Origin of the sequence: Rhizobium binxianense, assembly GCF_028994275.1 — a bacterium.
Classification (GTDB): domain Bacteria; phylum Pseudomonadota; class Alphaproteobacteria; order Rhizobiales; family Rhizobiaceae; genus Rhizobium; species Rhizobium binxianense.
Window position 1 is genome coordinate 3,130,198 of record NZ_CP118713.1, and the last position, 14,040, is coordinate 3,144,237.

At 61.8% G+C, this 14,040-nt stretch carries 18 protein-coding genes; 9 read left to right on the top strand and 9 right to left on the bottom strand.

Annotated elements, in window-relative coordinates; genetic code table 11:
* Positions 1-12 precede the first annotated feature (12 nt).
* The 7 genes from PO860_RS15490 to PO860_RS15520 all read left to right on the top strand — a co-directional run bounded on the left by PO860_RS15490 (position 13) and on the right by PO860_RS15520 (position 6,838).
* Complete coding sequence (locus PO860_RS15490) at positions 13-255, top strand: hypothetical protein (protein ID WP_183607859.1); 243 nt, start codon at positions 13-15, stop codon at positions 253-255.
* A gap of 353 nt (positions 256-608) precedes the next feature.
* A complete protein-coding gene (locus tag PO860_RS15495; RefSeq protein ID WP_275037891.1) occupies positions 609-1,313 on the top strand; it encodes a CerR family C-terminal domain-containing protein in 705 nt (234 codons plus the stop codon).
* The gene (hlyD, locus tag PO860_RS15500; RefSeq protein ID WP_275037892.1) at positions 1,310-2,323 is read left to right on the top strand and encodes a secretion protein HlyD; all 1,014 of its coding nucleotides are present in this window, start codon (positions 1,310-1,312) and stop codon (positions 2,321-2,323) included. The genes PO860_RS15495 and hlyD overlap by 4 nt, the downstream gene beginning before the upstream one ends.
* Positions 2,320-4,077 (top strand): ATP-binding cassette domain-containing protein, encoded by a 1,758-nt coding sequence (locus PO860_RS15505; RefSeq protein WP_275037893.1) that lies wholly within the window; start codon positions 2,320-2,322, stop codon positions 4,075-4,077. Before hlyD ends, PO860_RS15505 begins: the two co-directional genes overlap by 4 nt.
* Positions 4,074-5,201, top strand: coding sequence for an ABC transporter permease (locus PO860_RS15510; protein WP_275037894.1), 1,128 nt, complete (start codon positions 4,074-4,076; stop codon positions 5,199-5,201). Before PO860_RS15505 ends, PO860_RS15510 begins: the two co-directional genes overlap by 4 nt.
* Before the next feature lies 1 nt (position 5,202).
* Entirely contained in the window at positions 5,203-6,312 is a 1,110-nt protein-coding gene (locus tag PO860_RS15515) for an ABC transporter permease (protein WP_272781815.1), read from the top strand.
* A gap of 130 nt (positions 6,313-6,442) precedes the next feature.
* Positions 6,443-6,838 carry a DUF1236 domain-containing protein gene (locus PO860_RS15520; protein ID WP_183607853.1) on the top strand — a complete coding sequence of 132 codons (396 nt, stop codon included), beginning with the start codon at positions 6,443-6,445 and terminating at the stop codon, positions 6,836-6,838.
* A gap of 101 nt (positions 6,839-6,939) precedes the next feature.
* On the opposite strand, the gene PO860_RS15525 is transcribed toward PO860_RS15520, so the two are convergent.
* The 5 genes from PO860_RS15525 to PO860_RS15545 form a co-directional block, all read right to left on the bottom strand.
* Positions 6,940-7,377, bottom strand: a complete 438-nt coding sequence (locus tag PO860_RS15525) for an EamA family transporter (RefSeq protein ID WP_183607852.1) — start codon at positions 7,375-7,377, stop codon at positions 6,940-6,942.
* Positions 7,378-7,503: 126 nt separating this feature from the next.
* Positions 7,504-8,547 (bottom strand): Gfo/Idh/MocA family protein, encoded by a 1,044-nt coding sequence (locus tag PO860_RS15530; protein WP_272781813.1) that lies wholly within the window; start codon positions 8,545-8,547, stop codon positions 7,504-7,506.
* A gap of 9 nt (positions 8,548-8,556) precedes the next feature.
* Positions 8,557-9,342, bottom strand: coding sequence for a ThuA domain-containing protein (locus PO860_RS15535; RefSeq protein WP_183607850.1), 786 nt, complete (start codon positions 9,340-9,342; stop codon positions 8,557-8,559).
* A gap of 195 nt (positions 9,343-9,537) precedes the next feature.
* Positions 9,538-9,879, bottom strand: a complete 342-nt coding sequence (locus PO860_RS15540; RefSeq protein ID WP_183607849.1) for an SMR family transporter — start codon at positions 9,877-9,879, stop codon at positions 9,538-9,540.
* A gap of 18 nt (positions 9,880-9,897) precedes the next feature.
* Positions 9,898-10,461 (bottom strand): TetR/AcrR family transcriptional regulator, encoded by a 564-nt coding sequence (locus PO860_RS15545; protein ID WP_183607848.1) that lies wholly within the window; start codon positions 10,459-10,461, stop codon positions 9,898-9,900.
* Positions 10,462-10,626: 165 nt separating this feature from the next.
* Here PO860_RS15545 and PO860_RS15550 point away from each other — a divergent pair, with 165 nt between their 5' ends.
* Both PO860_RS15550 and PO860_RS15555 read left to right on the top strand, forming a co-directional pair.
* Entirely contained in the window at positions 10,627-11,040 is a 414-nt protein-coding gene (locus PO860_RS15550; protein WP_272782231.1) for a group II truncated hemoglobin, read from the top strand.
* 2 nt (positions 11,041-11,042) lie between these two features.
* Positions 11,043-11,414 (top strand): DUF423 domain-containing protein, encoded by a 372-nt coding sequence (locus tag PO860_RS15555; RefSeq protein WP_272781812.1) that lies wholly within the window; start codon positions 11,043-11,045, stop codon positions 11,412-11,414.
* A gap of 136 nt (positions 11,415-11,550) precedes the next feature.
* On the opposite strand, the gene hmuQ is transcribed toward PO860_RS15555, so the two are convergent.
* From hmuQ to PO860_RS15575, 4 genes are all read right to left on the bottom strand, one after another.
* A complete protein-coding gene (gene hmuQ, locus PO860_RS15560; RefSeq protein WP_183607845.1) occupies positions 11,551-11,865 on the bottom strand; it encodes a heme-degrading protein HmuQ in 315 nt (104 codons plus the stop codon).
* A 9-nt stretch (positions 11,866-11,874) separates the two neighbouring features.
* On the bottom strand, positions 11,875-12,147 hold the full coding sequence (locus PO860_RS15565; RefSeq protein ID WP_272781811.1) for a hypothetical protein: 273 nt from the start codon (positions 12,145-12,147) through the stop codon (positions 11,875-11,877).
* A complete protein-coding gene (locus tag PO860_RS15570) occupies positions 12,144-12,551 on the bottom strand; it encodes a DUF2325 domain-containing protein (protein WP_272781810.1) in 408 nt (135 codons plus the stop codon). Before PO860_RS15570 ends, PO860_RS15565 begins: the two co-directional genes overlap by 4 nt.
* A 109-nt stretch (positions 12,552-12,660) precedes the next feature.
* Entirely contained in the window at positions 12,661-13,992 is a 1,332-nt protein-coding gene (locus tag PO860_RS15575; RefSeq protein WP_273884559.1) for a TonB C-terminal domain-containing protein, read from the bottom strand.
* Positions 13,993-14,040: the final 48 nt, after the last annotated feature.

Sequence of the window (14,040 nt, forward strand, 5' to 3'; positions counted from 1 at the left end):
GCCGCGGAGGCAATGTCGGCGAAACGTGCCGATAACCGGGCGCTGGATCGCAGTCTACAGAATGCGATCCAGTTTCTTATTGATGTGCAGGTTCGGCATCAATCCCGCACTTTGCGCAGCATGATAGGATTCCCGCGCCGCATCGAACGAGATCGACCACATGATGGCGCTGAGCAGCAGCGCGATGATATAAATTTGGATACGCATCGCATCGGCGATACGGAAAGAGCAAGGCAGTTTTGTGTCAAAAAATGACCGTGGAAATAGAAAAAAACGCCAAGCCTTTTTTGCCCTGCAACATTGACACCAGACACATTAGTGTCGCGAAAATTAGTGATAGTGCATCGCTACCTGTTAGCAGCCAACCCCGAGGCTTGGTTTTCTTTTTCCCGCCCTGAGAACCCTGAGAGGTCCGTCGTCACGGGCCTCTTTGCCTTTATCGCCTGGCATTTCCCGTGGGCAGCTGAATTCTCCGATACGATCGACGTTGAGGGCTGAACGGCACATCACTCTCGGCTGATCGCCCTCCTTCGCCAGCGCAGGTCGGTCTGCAGCACGAAATATATCAATCGATTGACTTATTTTCTGTCCAATGTTATGAAATTGTCATGAACCAGGAACATGACGCCCAACTTCCGCCAGTTTCCGCCCGCGCCGAGATCGCGCGCCAGAAGATGCTGACCGCTGCTCTCGACGTCTTCGGGCGCTACGGCTTCGACGGCGCCTCGACGCGCCAGCTGACCGAAGCCGCCGGCGTCAACCTGCAGGCCATCCCCTATTATTTCGGCAGCAAGGAGGGCCTCTACCTCGCCACCGCCGAATATCTGATGGCACGCATCGACACGCATGTCGGTGACATGAGGGCGCGCATCGGCATGCATCTGTTGGCGCTCGACGCCGCCGGCGAACGGCTCGCCGAAGCCGAAGCCCGTCGCTTCCTCACCGAAATTCTGCAGACCATGGTGACGCTTTTCGTCGGCAAGGAATCCGAATCCTGGGCGCGCTTCCTGATCCGCGAGCAAATGGAGCCGACCGAGGCCTTCACACGGGTCTATCAGGGCATCATGCGGCCGATGATCGAGATGGGCCGGCGGCTGATCGGCGCCATCCTCTGTGAGGACCCTAGCTCGGAGCATGTGCGCCTGCGCACCTTCAACCTTCTCGGCAGCATCCTGGTCTTTCGCGTCACCCACGCGGCCGTGCTCGCCCAGATGGAATGGGATGCCATAGGCCCGGAACAGGTGGAAACCCTGCGCCGCATCGCCGCCGAATTGGTCGATCTCCTCGGTCCGCCGAGAGGAGGTTCAGTATGAAACGCACGTTTCCAATCGTCATCCTGCTCCTCCTCACGGCGGGTGCCGCCGGCTGGTGGTACGGCCTGCCCGAAAGGCTCGGCTGGCTGCCCGAGGCCCGCCGCGAATTCGTCCTTTACGGCAATGTCGATATCCGCCAGGTCTCGCTCGGTTTTCGTGTCAGCGGTCGCCTTTCCGAACTGCGCGTCGACGAGGGCGATGTGGTCAAGAGCGGAACGGTCCTGGCGAAGCTCGACGCCGCACCCTATGAATTCGCCGTCCGCTCCGGCGAGGCTAATGTCGCAGCACTTCGGGCGACATTCGACAAGCTGAAGGCCGGACCACGGCCGACCGAGATCGCCCAGGCGCGCGCCGCCTATGACGAAAGCCTCGCGGATCTGCAGAATGCCAACCTCGCCTATGACCGCGCCCGCCAGCTTCGCCCGCAAGGCACGATTTCCGAAGCGAGCCTCGATCAGGCGACCGCCGCAAAGGCGATGGCCACCGCGCGTTCCCAATCCGCCAACGAGGCGTTGAAGCTGCTTGAGGAGGGTTCGCGCGTCGAAGATATCGCCGCCGCCGATGCGCAGGTGAAGGCAGGCGAAGCGACGCTCGCCTCGGCCCGCACCTCGCTCGCCGACACGGAACTGCGCGCGCCGAATGACGGCGTCATCCTCTCGCGTGTGCGGGAAACCGGCGCGATCGTCTCGCCGGCCGATACCGTCTTCGTGCTGTCCCTGACCGAGCCCGTTTGGGTGCGCAGCTATGTCGCCGAGCCCGACCTCGGCCGCATCCATCCCGGCATGAAGGTTTCCGTCGCTTCCGATACGGCGCCCGACAAGCCCTATCAAGGCACGATCGGCTTTATCTCGCCGGTTGCCGAATTCACCCCGAAATCGGTGGAGACGCCGGAACTCAGGACCGATCTCGTCTATCGCCTCCGGATCGTCATCGACAGACCCGGCCCGGACCTGCGCCAAGGCATGCCGGTCACCGTGCACCTGTCCGCGCCGACGGCAGGCGGACGATGAGCACCGCCGAAACTGCCCCCCAGGCAGGTTGGGACGACAGGCCGCTCGTCCGGATCGACGGCGTCACCAAGCGTTTCGGCGATGCGCCCGCCGCACTCGACGCCGTCTCGGGCACAATCGGCGGCGGCGCGATCACCGGTCTCGTCGGCCCTGACGGCGCCGGCAAGACGACGCTAATCCGCCTGATGACCGGCCTGATGCTGCCCGATACCGGCGCGGTGGAGGTTCTCGGCTTAGACACCAGGAAGAATGCCGCCGGCATCCAGGCAGCGATCGGCTACATGCCGCAGCGCTTCGGCCTCTATGAGGACCTCTCGGTGCAGGAAAACCTCGATCTCTATGCCGATTTGCGCGGCCTGCCGAAGAGCGAACGCGCCAGCGCCTTCGACGAACTGCTTGCCTTCACCGATCTCAAACGCTTCACCGGCCGGCTGGCCGGCAAACTTTCCGGCGGCATGAAACAGAAGCTCGGCCTTGCCTGCGCGCTTCTGAAAAAGCCGCGCCTGCTGCTGCTCGACGAGCCGGGCGTCGGCGTCGACCCGATCTCGCGCCGCGACCTCTGGAAGATGGTTGAGAACCTGACGAAAGAGGGCATCGGCGTGCTTTGGTCGACCGCCTATCTGGACGAAGCGGAAGCCTGCGATCATGTGCTGCTGCTCAACCAAGGAAAGCTGCTCTTTTCGGGAAAACCGGCTGATATGACCGGCCGCGTCAACGACAGGGTCTTCCGGGTGACGGGCATGACAGGGCGCCGCCGGCAGGTGCTCGCTGGGCTTCTGCAAGCCGATGGCGTCATCGACGGCGTGATCCAGGGCGAAGCGATCCGCCTCGTCGTTGCCAAGGACAAGAAACCGGATATCGGCTCGGTCGGCGATGGCGCGACGCTCACCCCTGCCCCGCCGCGTTTCGAGGATGCCTTCATCGACATGCTGGGCGGCGGCCCCGGCGGCCGCTCCAGGCTTGCCGAGGCGCAGGCGCCTCTGAAGGCCGCGGGCGACCCGCCGGTGATCGAGGCCAAGGGACTGACCAAGCGTTTTGGCGATTTCACCGCCGCGGATAATATCAGCTTCGAAATCCGCCGCGGCGAGATCTTCGGCCTGCTCGGCCCGAACGGCGCCGGCAAGTCCACCACCTTCAAGATGCTCTGCGGCCTTCTGAAGCCGACCGGCGGCGAAGGCCGCGTCGCCGGTTTCGACCTGCGCCGAGATGCCGCCGAAGCCCGCAATCAGCTCGGCTACATGGCACAGAAATTCTCGCTCTACGGCGACCTCACCGTCATGCAGAACCTCGAATTCTTCTCTGGTGTCTATGGGCTTCGCGGAAAACATCGGCGCGAGCGCATCGATCTCATGGCCGGCATCTTCGATTTCGGCCGCCATATCGGCCAGCCGGCCAAGGATCTGCCACTCGGCCTGAAGCAGCGGTTGGCGCTCGCCTGCGCCGTCATGCACGAGCCGCGCGCCCTCTTCCTCGACGAACCGACCTCCGGCGTCGATCCCATCACTCGGCGCGAATTCTGGACGCATATCAATGCGCTTGTGGAAAAAGGCGTCACCGTACTCGTCACTACTCATTTCATGGATGAGGCGGAATATTGCGACCGCATCTCGCTGATCTACCGCGGCCGCTCGATTGCGCTCGGCTCGCCCGATGAATTGAAGGCCCGGGTCGCGACCCAGGAGCAGCCGGACCCAACGATGGAGGACGCCTTCATCGCGCTCGTCCAGCAATCGGAAGCGGAGAACGCTGCATGAGCGCCTCCTCCAACCGATTGCGGCGTCTTTCAGCCCTGGTGCGCAAGGAAAGCTTTCAGGCGATCCGCGATCCGAGCAGCATCCTCATTGCCTTCGTGCTGCCGCTGATCCTGCTCTTTCTTTTCGGCTACGGCGTTTCACTCGATACGACCCGCACGCGCATCGGCCTTGTGACCGAGGAGATGACGCCGCTGACGCAGGACCTCGCGGCCAGTTTCCAGGCCTCGCGCTATTTCGATGTCGCCATGGGACGCGACCGGCGTCTGTTCGAGGAAGACCTCGTAATCGGCAAGGTGCGTGGCATCGTCGTCATTCCGGCCGACTTCACCACGCGCTACACCGCCGGCAACCGCCCCTCTCTCCAGGTGATCGTCGACGGCTCCGATCCGAACACCGCGAATTTTGTGCAGAATTATGCTCAGGGCGCCGTCGCCAACTGGGAGCGGCAGAGGCAGGCGGACGTCGCCTTGCGTAGTCCTGCCATCTCGGTCGAGCAACGCTTCTGGTTCAATCCGGAACTGACCAGCCGCAATTTCCTCGTGCCGGGCTCGATTGCCATCGTCATGACCCTGGTCGGCACGCTTCTGACCTCGCTCGTCGTCGCCCGCGAATGGGAACGCGGCACCATGGAGGCGATGATGGCGACGCCGGTGACGGCGGTCGAACTGCTCGCAGGCAAGATCCTGCCCTATTTCCTGCTCGGCCTCACCTCAATGACGCTCTGCGTGCTGCTTGCGGTCTTCCTCTTCGGCGTGCCGTTCCGCGGCTCCGTCGCCGCCCTCTATGCGCTGTCGACCGCCTTCCTGATCCCGGCACTCGGCCAGGGCCTGTTGATCTCGACGGCAACGAAGAACCAGTTCCTTGCCTCGCAGCTGGCACTGATCTCGGCCTTCCTCCCGGCCTTCCTGCTGTCGGGCTTCCTTTTTGAGATCAATTCCATGCCTGTTGTCATCCAGTGGATCACCTTCATCGTGCCGGCGCGTTACCTGATCCCAAGCTTGCAGACCGTGTTCCTCGCCGGCGACATCTGGCCGATGTTCGGCCGGGCCATCTCCGTCATGCTGACGATCGGCGCCATCATGTTCGTGCTTGCCGCCCGCAGCACCAGAAAAAGGATCGGCTGAGATGTGGACGAGGCTCTACGCCCTGATCGTCAAGGAATTGCTCGCCGTGCTGCGCGATCCCAAGGGCCGCGCCATCCTCATCGGCCCGCCGATCGTCCAGCTTCTCGTCTTCTCCTATGCCGCAACGCTCGAAGTGCGCAATGTCGATGTCATGATCCTCAACCGCGACAGCGGCAATTGGGGTCAGGAACTGATCCAGCGCATCGATGGCTCGCCGACCTTCCGCAACATCGAGATCGCCGTCAGTCAGGCGGACGTCCAGGTGGCGATCGATACCCAGACAGCCATTGCGGCGATAGAGATCGGCCCGGATTTCTCGCGCAACATTGAAGCGGGAACGCCGGCCGACCTGCAGGTCGTGCTCGACGGCCGCCGTTCCAATGCCTCGCAGATCGTCGCGGGCTATCTCTCGCAGATCGGCGGCGCCCTTGCCGCCGAGACGCCGGCAGGCAGGCGCGCCGGCGCCGGGATGGTCTCCTCCGTGCCGCGCAACTGGTTCAACCCGAACCTCACCTACCAATGGTTCATGGTGCCGAACCTCATCGCCAGCATCGCGCTGCTGATCGGCCTGATCGTCACGGCGCTGTCGATCGCCCGCGAGCGCGAACTCGGCACCTTCGACCAGTTGATGGTCTCGCCGCTGCGCATGCATGAGATCCTGATCGGCAAGCTGATCCCGCCGATGATGATCGGCCTCTTCCACATCACCGTCTATATCCTCGCCGCCGTCTTCCTCTTCGAGGTGCCGCTGCGCGGCTCGCTCTTCCTGCTTTACGGCAGTGCGATCTTCTATCTGGGCTCGGTCGCCGGCCTCGGCCTCTTCATCTCGGCGCTGTCGATGACGCAGCAGCAGGCGATCCTCGGCGCCTTCCTGTTCATGGTCCCGGCCATGCTGCTCTCGGGCTTTGCGACACCGATCGAAAACATGCCGGGATGGCTGCAGCCGATAACCCTGATCAACCCGCTGCGCTATTTTCTGGTGATCGTCAAAGGCGTTTTCTTGAAAGATATCCCCTTGAGCGAGGTGGTAAACCAGACGATCCCCCTGGCGCTGATCGCCACCGTCACGCTCACCGCTGCCGCCTGGCTCTTCCGCCGACGGCTGGAATAAGGCCTTCCGACCCACGCTTCGGCCGCCTCACAGAATGTGAACCGGGCTTCCAAAGCGTGACTCTCTCCTGCCGGAACCCCGGACTGGCGTGGTCGTTACCCAAACGCAACCCCAGTTAAGGAGAAGCAAAATGTACAAGATCCTACTTGTCTCCAGCGCCCTTGCGCTGTCGTCGCTTGCCACCAGCGCTCTCGCTGACGGAGCCGTAACGGGTGCAGCCGGTGGCGCCATCACCGGCGCGATCGTCGGTGGTCCTGTGGGTGCTGCCGTTGGCGGTATAGCCGGCGGTGTCGCCGGTGCGGTCGTCGATCCGCCGCCGCGCGAGGTCGTGACCTATGTCCAGCAGCAGCCGGCCCCCACCGCCTCGGTGGTCGTCCAGGAACCGATCGTCGTCGGCAAGCCGCTTCCGGCTGATGTCGTCGTCACCCCGGTGCCGGACAATCCGAAATATGCCTATACGGTCATCAACAATCAACGCGTGATCGTCGAGCCCCGCACCCACCGCGTGGTGCAGGTGATTGAATAATCAACCTGCCGAGGCCGTCTGCTGCGGCCCGGCCACCTCCGGCCCCGCTTCGGCGGGGCCTTTTTCGTGCCGTTGCGAAAACGCCTTATGCTTGTCGCCGGTTAAGCCCTGTAGGCGACGAGCACGGCGCCTCCCGCAATCAGAATGACGCCAAGCCAGTTCGGAAACGTGAGGCGTTCGCCGAGGAACAGCACCGCAAAGATGGACACGAAGACGACGGATAGCTTGTCGATCGGCGCGACGCGGGCGGCATCGCCCAGCTTCAGCGCTCGGAAATAGCAAATCCAGGATGCGCCGGTGGCAAGGCCTGAGAGCACCAGGAAGAGCCAGCTCCTGCTCGACACTGAGGACGGTTCCTGCCAGTTGCCTGAGATAGAGACCATCATTCCCGCCGCCAGCAGGATGACGATGGTGCGAATGAAGGTCGCGAAGTCGGAATTCACGTTCTCGACGCCGACTTTGGCGAAAATCGCCGTGAGTGCAGCAAAGCCGGCGGAAAGAAGTGCCCAAAGCGGCCAGCTTGTCAGAAGGCTTTTCATGCTGCTTGCCCTGTTATGCCCCAGATCTACCAGAGGCAGGAAAATGAGAATATAGAATGCCTTATAAAGATATGCGGCGAGGAAACCGCTCACGACCTTCCTATCGTGAGCGGTTCGATCCCTCCATCAGACCTTCAGCTCGCGTCGTTCGCGCTCGGTCACCATGGCGAGGTCGAGCACCTTCTGCAGGTTGGCGGCGTGGCGGAAGTTCGGGTCCGGCTGAATGCCGCTTGCCACGGCCTCGGCAAAACGCTGGTAGTTGGTCGCCACCGGTTCAACTTCGATCTGCGTCCAGGTGGCAGTTTCGACACCCTCGCCGAGGCAGCCATGCAGCTCGGAACCGCTGGGACGATGGATGACCTCGAGGCTGCCCCTCTCGCCATAAATGCGCAGCTTCAGCTCGTTCAGATGCCCTGTCGCCCAGCGGCTGGCGTGGATGACGCCGAGCGCGCCATTGGCGAAATCGACAGACATGGTGAAGCTGTCATTGGCATCCAGCAGATATTCGCCGATCTGGCCGCCCGGCGCCTTGTTGAAGGTCTTCAGCCGCGCAAAGACGTGGTCGATGTCGGTCGCCGCGCCATAGGCGGCAAAATCGAGGATATGGATGCCGACGTCGCCGAGCACGCCGTTCGAGCCGTGGCCGGTGGAAAGCCGCCACAGCCAGGTCGATTCCGTCCGCCAATCGCCCCAGGCACGCGACACGAGCCAGCTCTGGAGATAGGAGGCTTCCACGTGCCTGATCGTGCCGAGTTCGCCTGATAGCACCATCTCACGGGCGCGCTGCAGCGGCGCGACATTGCGATAGGTCAGGTTCACCATGTTGATGACGCCGGCCTTTTCGGCCGCCTCCGTCATCTCAAGCGCCTTCGCATAGTTCTCCGCCAGCGGCTTTTCGCAGAACACATGCTTGCCTGCAGCAATCAGCGCCATCGTCGTCGGGTGATGGATCCGGTCGGGCGTGACGTTCGTCGCCGCATCGAATTCACCCCAGGCGATCGCCTCCTCCAGCGAAAGAAAGCGCTTTTCGATGTTGAACTTGTCGGCGAAGGCCGAAAGCCGCTCAGGATCGGTGTCGACGGCACCGACCACTGTCACGCCGTCGATGAGGGGGAAGCGGGCAAGCTGGTTTTTCGCCATCACCCCCGTGCCAAGAACGAGTAGTCGCATGGATGCTCCTCAGCGATAACCGGCTTCGCCGGCCTGGTGCAGTTTCGGGCCGCGTTCGACGATCGGCTCCAGTGCTTTTTCTACCGGCACATTTGGTGCGTCGGTAATGCCGGTCAACGCCGCTTCAGGGTTATAGGCCCACTTCACCCCGTTGATCAGCACCTTCTGAACATTGGCGTCGTGATAAGTCGGATAGGTTTCGTGGCCGGGGCGGAAATAAAAGATGTTGCCGGCGCCGCGTCGCCAGGTCAGGCCTGAGCGGAACACTTCGCCACCCTGGAACCAGGAGATGAACACCGTTTCGAGCGGCTCCGGCACCGAGAACTGCTCACCATACATTTCTTCGTTCTCAAGCTCGAAATGCTCGCCGATACCGGCGGCGATCGGATGGCGCTGGTTGATCGTCCACAGACGCTCACGCTCGCCCGCCTCGCGCCATTTCAGCGCGCAGGGCGTCCCCATCAGCCGCTTGAAGATCTTGGAAAAATGGCCGGAATGCAGCACGAGCAGGCCCATGCCCTCCCAGACGCGTTTGGCGACCCGCTCGACGACGACGTCGGAGACCGCGCCGTGGTCCTTGTGGCCCCACCAGGTCAAGACGTCGGTTTCGGCAAGGCGGGCTTCGCTGAGGCCGTGTTCCGGCTCCTGCAGCGTCGCCGTCGTCGCCGAGATAGCGGGATCTGTATTCAGCGCGTTGGCGATCGTCGCATGCATGCCCTCGGGGTAGATTCCCCGGACGATCTCATTGGTATTCTCGTGAATATTCTCTCCCCAGACGACGGTGCGAATGGCCATGATGTGCTCCTGTGGAACCTGGAAGTATCGATAGGCGGGAAAGCAGAAGAATTCAAAGCGCTTTGGAAAACGGCGCTGGCCGCGCCTCAGTCTCCTCCGCGTCCAAACAACACATAGCCCTTTGTCAGTATTTTGACAAAGGGGAAAATTTGACGGCGGAGGAGCAAAAATCCCCCTGGCAATATCACAGCAATATCAATGCGAAACGGATTTCGAAAACAGATTGACGACCATGACCCCCGTGATGATCAGTCCGAGCCCGACGACGGCCGGCAGGTCAAGGCGCTGCTTGAAGAAGACCAGGCCGACCGAGGAAATCAGCACGATTCCCAAAGCGCTCCAAATCGCATAGGCGATACCCACCGGGATGCTTTTCAGCGTCAGCGACAGGCAATAGAACGCGGCCGCATAACAGGCGACGACGAGAACCGTCGGCCCGATGCGGGTGAACTGCTGCGACAGCTGCAGCGCGGTCGTGCCGATGACCTCGAGCACGATGGCGGCAAACAGCAGCCCGTAGACGGCGGCCTGGCTCATGGCGAATCCCCTTTTGGACTATTTCCCGGTCAGTTCGACAAGGCGATCGATGAGATCCCGCCTCCGAACGCCGTCGATATCATGGCTTTCCAACGTATCTGCGAGCCACAGGCCGTCAGCAGCGAAGCGCACGACCTGGGCGTCGAGCGAAGAGTCGGTGCCGATATATTCCTCCGCCCGCGCCTGCACCCACTGGCGCCATCGAAGACGCAGCCGGGGTTCGGCAAGAAGCGCTATCGTCACCTGCGTCCAGCCCTTGGAATCGTCGGGACGATCCTTGAGGCCGGATACCGCCCGGAGATAGGCGCGGGTAAAGCGGCCCTGCGGCTGCGGATCGCCGCGCATCAGTTCCCCAATATCGGCGTCGAACTTTTCGAGCAGGCTCTCGAACAGGGCATCGAGCAGCGCATTCTTCGTCGGGAAGTGATGCAGCAGCCCGCCCTTGCTGACGCTGGAGGCGGCGGAAACCGCATCGAGCGTCACGGCGGCCATGCCTTCGCTGGCGGCAAGGCGCGCGGCAACCTCCAGCAACTGCTGGCGCACGAGAGCCGGTTGTTTCTTGCGATGGTGAGCGTTCGACATGCAGATAAAAGATACCGTCCGGACGGTTTTGTCAAGAAGAATCGATTGGAACCCCTGTGCTGCTGGGATTATGCCCGTAATGCCGCGGCAGCTTGATGACAGTTGCGATCGTTTTCCGAGAGGTGCATGAAGGGGTGAGGATAGATGGTATTCAGGGATGGTTTCGTGACGGAGAAAGTCACCACACTCTACGAGGCGATCGGCGGCGATCCCATCGTGCGGGCGCTGACGCACCGCTTCTACGAATTGATGGACAGGCTACCGGAGGCGAGAAACGTGCGCGCCGTGCACCCGCCGAGCCTTGTGAGCAGCGAAGAGAAATTCTACGAATATATGACCGGTTACCTCGGCGGCCCGCCGCTTTATACCGACAAGCGCGGTCATCCGCGTCTGCGCAGCCGCCATTTCGTCGCCGAAATCGGCCCTGTCGAGCGCGACGAATGGCTGCTCTGCTTCCGCCGCGCCCTGGACGAGACGATATCAAGCCAGGCGCTGCGCGATCTGATCTGGCCGCCGGTGGAGCGGCTCGCCTATCACATGCAGAACAAGGCCCCTGACGACAAGGACGATAAGGGTTGACCATGAGCTTGAACGCGCGCCTGGAGCCGGTGCTCTATCTCTTTGCTGGCCTGTTCGGCGTGGCCGGTGTGGGGCTCGCCGCCCTTGCCGCCCATGGCGGCGGCGAGGCCAATCTTGCCGCATCCGCATCCGCCATGTGCCTTGCCCACGCCCCTGCCCTGCTGGCATTGGCTCTCGGCACCGCCAGGCTCAAAACCGCCTGGCTGGCCGGTTTCCTGATGATCTTGGGAACGCTGCTTTTTGCCGGCGATCTCGTCACCTTGCGCTTTGCCGGCTCCGGCCTCTTCCCCTATGCCGCCCCGACCGGCGGCTGGGCGATGATGCTGGGTTGGCTGGTTGTGGCGGCAGGCGCTGTGTTCCGGGTCAGGGCGTGAGATAGTTTTGCTGATCGCTCAAGCCCTCTCCTCCCTCATACCTGTACCTGTCACAGGAATGAGGGTGTGCGTGGGGCCAGGACGAATACAAAATCAAGATTTCAGCCAGAGCTAAGTCGCGCCGCGTCGACCGCAATCAAATGCCGGCGACCACATTAAAACCTTCGAAAACCGGCGGTCCCTTATACATCGCCTTGCGGTCACCGGCATTGCGGTGCGCCGCGCGAAAACTCTCGGACTTCGTCCAGTTCTGAAAATCAGCTTCGCTTTTCCAGACCGTGTGCGAGGAATAGAGCGTATAGCCCTCCTCTTCGTTGACCTTGCCGCGCAGCAGGCGGAATTCGACGAAACCTGGCACCTCGGCGAGACTGGAATCGCGATTGCGCCAGACCGTCTCGAAATCATCTTCGCTCCCGGTTGCAACCTTGAAGCGGTTCATTGCGATATACATGAAATCTCCTTACGCCTTCCTCTTGCCCGCCCGTGCCGCACGCGCGGGAAAGGCGAGAATATTATCGCCGTTTGCCGCCGCCGGGCCAAGTGGTCTTGTTGCGGCTTCCCCGGGCATGCGCGCTTCCCAGGTCGGGAACAGCGTCACATTCTGGTAGATCTGCTGGCGTTCGGCATGCTGCTGGAAAAGTTCGTAGAGCTCGGGCACGAGGCCCTCGCCTGTTTGCGCAGCGAGCTTATGCAGGCCGATCATGGTGAAGCCGTCGGGGCGCTGGTCGTTCATCGGGCATTGTCTCGTTCGTTCATCGTCTGCAGCGCACGCTCCAGGCTGGACTTGCTGCCGTTGCGCAGCGGGATGAAGGCCTTGCCGAACTTCTTGCAGCCGGTCTTCACCCGCAGGCAGGCATCGTGGCTGATACAGTCGATCGGGCAGAACACGCAGTCGACCGAGGGAAGCACGGTATCGATACGGGAAACCGCTTCGCGCAAGCCGCCATCGTGATGGATGAGCTCGGCGCCGAAATTGCTGCAGATCTGCCGAAGATGCGCCACCTGACAGTCACGGCCGCCGACATAGAGGAAACTGCGGCCATCCAGTTTGGATCGCCCGGAGGATGCCTGAACAGCGCCCTCGGCCGCGCTGTCGCGGACCTCCCGGTTCGAACCCTTCTTGCCCTTGCGAGCCATATACCACCCGTTCGCTCGTTGATCGTCACATGATTCCTGCGTGTGCGAGCGGACCTTATTAAACTTGATTTTTAGAGTAAAGTATAAAGTTGATTATTTTCATCATATTTTACCGAGCTGTCACTTGCACCGGGAAACTGTACGAGCGCGAGGATCCGGCCCAGTCATTAGGCATTGCGGGAAGATTACAGGAAGCGATCCGAGACAAAACGGCACCATCCACCTCGGCCAAGCCCGAACCTCGGACAATGCCCGACGCGGTGATATCTCCGTTGCGATTGATCGTGATGCGAACATTCAAGGATGCAGAATCGCGACGATATCGCGATTCAATCCGGTCAACGCAACGGAACAGTCGCGAGACGATCTTGCCCTTGTAATTGGCTTCGGATGCACCGCCCGATCCACTCCGTCCGCCCGCCGTGCGTGAATTATTGTCGGAGTTGGCGTCTGCCTGCCCGTCCGCGGCGCCCCTGCGTGACTCCTGTTTAGCCTCCCCTGCTGAACCCTGTGCCTTCTTTGGGGGCTGCTTTCTTTCGACCGGCTTCTTTTCCGCGGGCTTTTCCAGCTTCGGTTTTGGTTGTGACGTGGCGATCTCTGTCGGCGGTTCCGGCTCGGGAGAAATCGCGGCCGTTTCGACAGGCTTGATCTCTTCCGGCTCGGATTGCAACGCGGTTGCGGCGGGTGGTTCAGCGAATGTTACCGGTATCTCCGGAGACTGCTCCGGCACCACTGTCGACATTGGCTGTGCAACTGAAGTTTCCGCAGGGGTTTGCGACACGAGCACCTCTGGTTCAGCAGTCGTCACCGTCTCCGCTGACTGGCGCGTCACCTCCTGCGTGGGCTGAACGGCCTCAACCGGCTCTGCATCAGTCGGCTGGACAGTTTCCGGTTGGACGGCCTCCGGCTGCATTTCCGCTGTTTCCACCGGCTTGACCGTGTCGGGTTCGACAGCTTCCGGAACAATTTCTTGCTGTATGGTCACCTCAGTCTCTCCGGCGGCGCTCTGATCGGCGTCAGAACTGCCGAGCATCACGACGCTAATCGCTTCGCCTGCCTCCATCAGTGTCTCATCCGGTGCCGTAGGGAAAACAATGATCAATACAGCGGCCAGCGTCGCGTGGAAAATCAGCGAACTAACGCAGGCAAGCGCCACCCGTCGCCGCACCGGCTTCTTCTCGTCTTCCTGCTTTTCCACCGCCGCATCCATCGGCGGTGCAGGAACGGAGGCTATGGGCTCGGCTTCCGGATGGTCGGGAAAAGAGGGTATCTGCGCAAAACGCGCATAGTGGACCACGGCCTCGCCAGCCGGCTGTCGCTGCACATTGCGCAGGTCGGAAAGCTCGTGGCCCGGATGCATGTTATTGTCGTTCAGACTGCCGTCAGCGTCCGGCTCCCCGATGAGCACCTGTCTCGATCTGGACTTCGCTGAAATTGCCATTTGTATGCCTCGGACTGCCTGAAACATTTCCGCCGGGAATCGTTCCCG

Bases quoted from the DNA above. Each gene is read 5' to 3' on its own strand.
- PO860_RS15490 (WP_183607859.1), top strand. From the start codon at position 13: ATGTCGGCGAAACGTGCCGATAACCGGGCGCTGGATCGCAGTCTACAG.
- PO860_RS15495 (WP_275037891.1), top strand. From the start codon at position 609: ATGAACCAGGAACATGACGCCCAACTTCCGCCAGTTTCCGCCCGCGCC.
- hlyD (WP_275037892.1), top strand. From the start codon at position 1,310: ATGAAACGCACGTTTCCAATCGTCATCCTGCTCCTCCTCACGGCGGGT.
- PO860_RS15505 (WP_275037893.1), top strand. From the start codon at position 2,320: ATGAGCACCGCCGAAACTGCCCCCCAGGCAGGTTGGGACGACAGGCCG.
- PO860_RS15510 (WP_275037894.1), top strand. From the start codon at position 4,074: ATGAGCGCCTCCTCCAACCGATTGCGGCGTCTTTCAGCCCTGGTGCGC.
- PO860_RS15515 (WP_272781815.1), top strand. From the start codon at position 5,203: ATGTGGACGAGGCTCTACGCCCTGATCGTCAAGGAATTGCTCGCCGTG.
- PO860_RS15520 (WP_183607853.1), top strand. From the start codon at position 6,443: ATGTACAAGATCCTACTTGTCTCCAGCGCCCTTGCGCTGTCGTCGCTT.
- PO860_RS15525 (WP_183607852.1), bottom strand. From the start codon at position 7,377: ATGAAAAGCCTTCTGACAAGCTGGCCGCTTTGGGCACTTCTTTCCGCC.
- PO860_RS15530 (WP_272781813.1), bottom strand. From the start codon at position 8,547: ATGCGACTACTCGTTCTTGGCACGGGGGTGATGGCGAAAAACCAGCTT.
- PO860_RS15535 (WP_183607850.1), bottom strand. From the start codon at position 9,342: ATGGCCATTCGCACCGTCGTCTGGGGAGAGAATATTCACGAGAATACC.
- PO860_RS15540 (WP_183607849.1), bottom strand. From the start codon at position 9,879: ATGAGCCAGGCCGCCGTCTACGGGCTGCTGTTTGCCGCCATCGTGCTC.
- PO860_RS15545 (WP_183607848.1), bottom strand. From the start codon at position 10,461: ATGTCGAACGCTCACCATCGCAAGAAACAACCGGCTCTCGTGCGCCAG.
- PO860_RS15555 (WP_272781812.1), top strand. From the start codon at position 11,043: ATGAGCTTGAACGCGCGCCTGGAGCCGGTGCTCTATCTCTTTGCTGGC.
- hmuQ (WP_183607845.1), bottom strand. From the start codon at position 11,865: ATGTATATCGCAATGAACCGCTTCAAGGTTGCAACCGGGAGCGAAGAT.
- PO860_RS15565 (WP_272781811.1), bottom strand. From the start codon at position 12,147: ATGAACGACCAGCGCCCCGACGGCTTCACCATGATCGGCCTGCATAAG.
- PO860_RS15570 (WP_272781810.1), bottom strand. From the start codon at position 12,551: ATGGCTCGCAAGGGCAAGAAGGGTTCGAACCGGGAGGTCCGCGACAGC.
- PO860_RS15575 (WP_273884559.1), bottom strand. From the start codon at position 13,992: ATGGCAATTTCAGCGAAGTCCAGATCGAGACAGGTGCTCATCGGGGAG.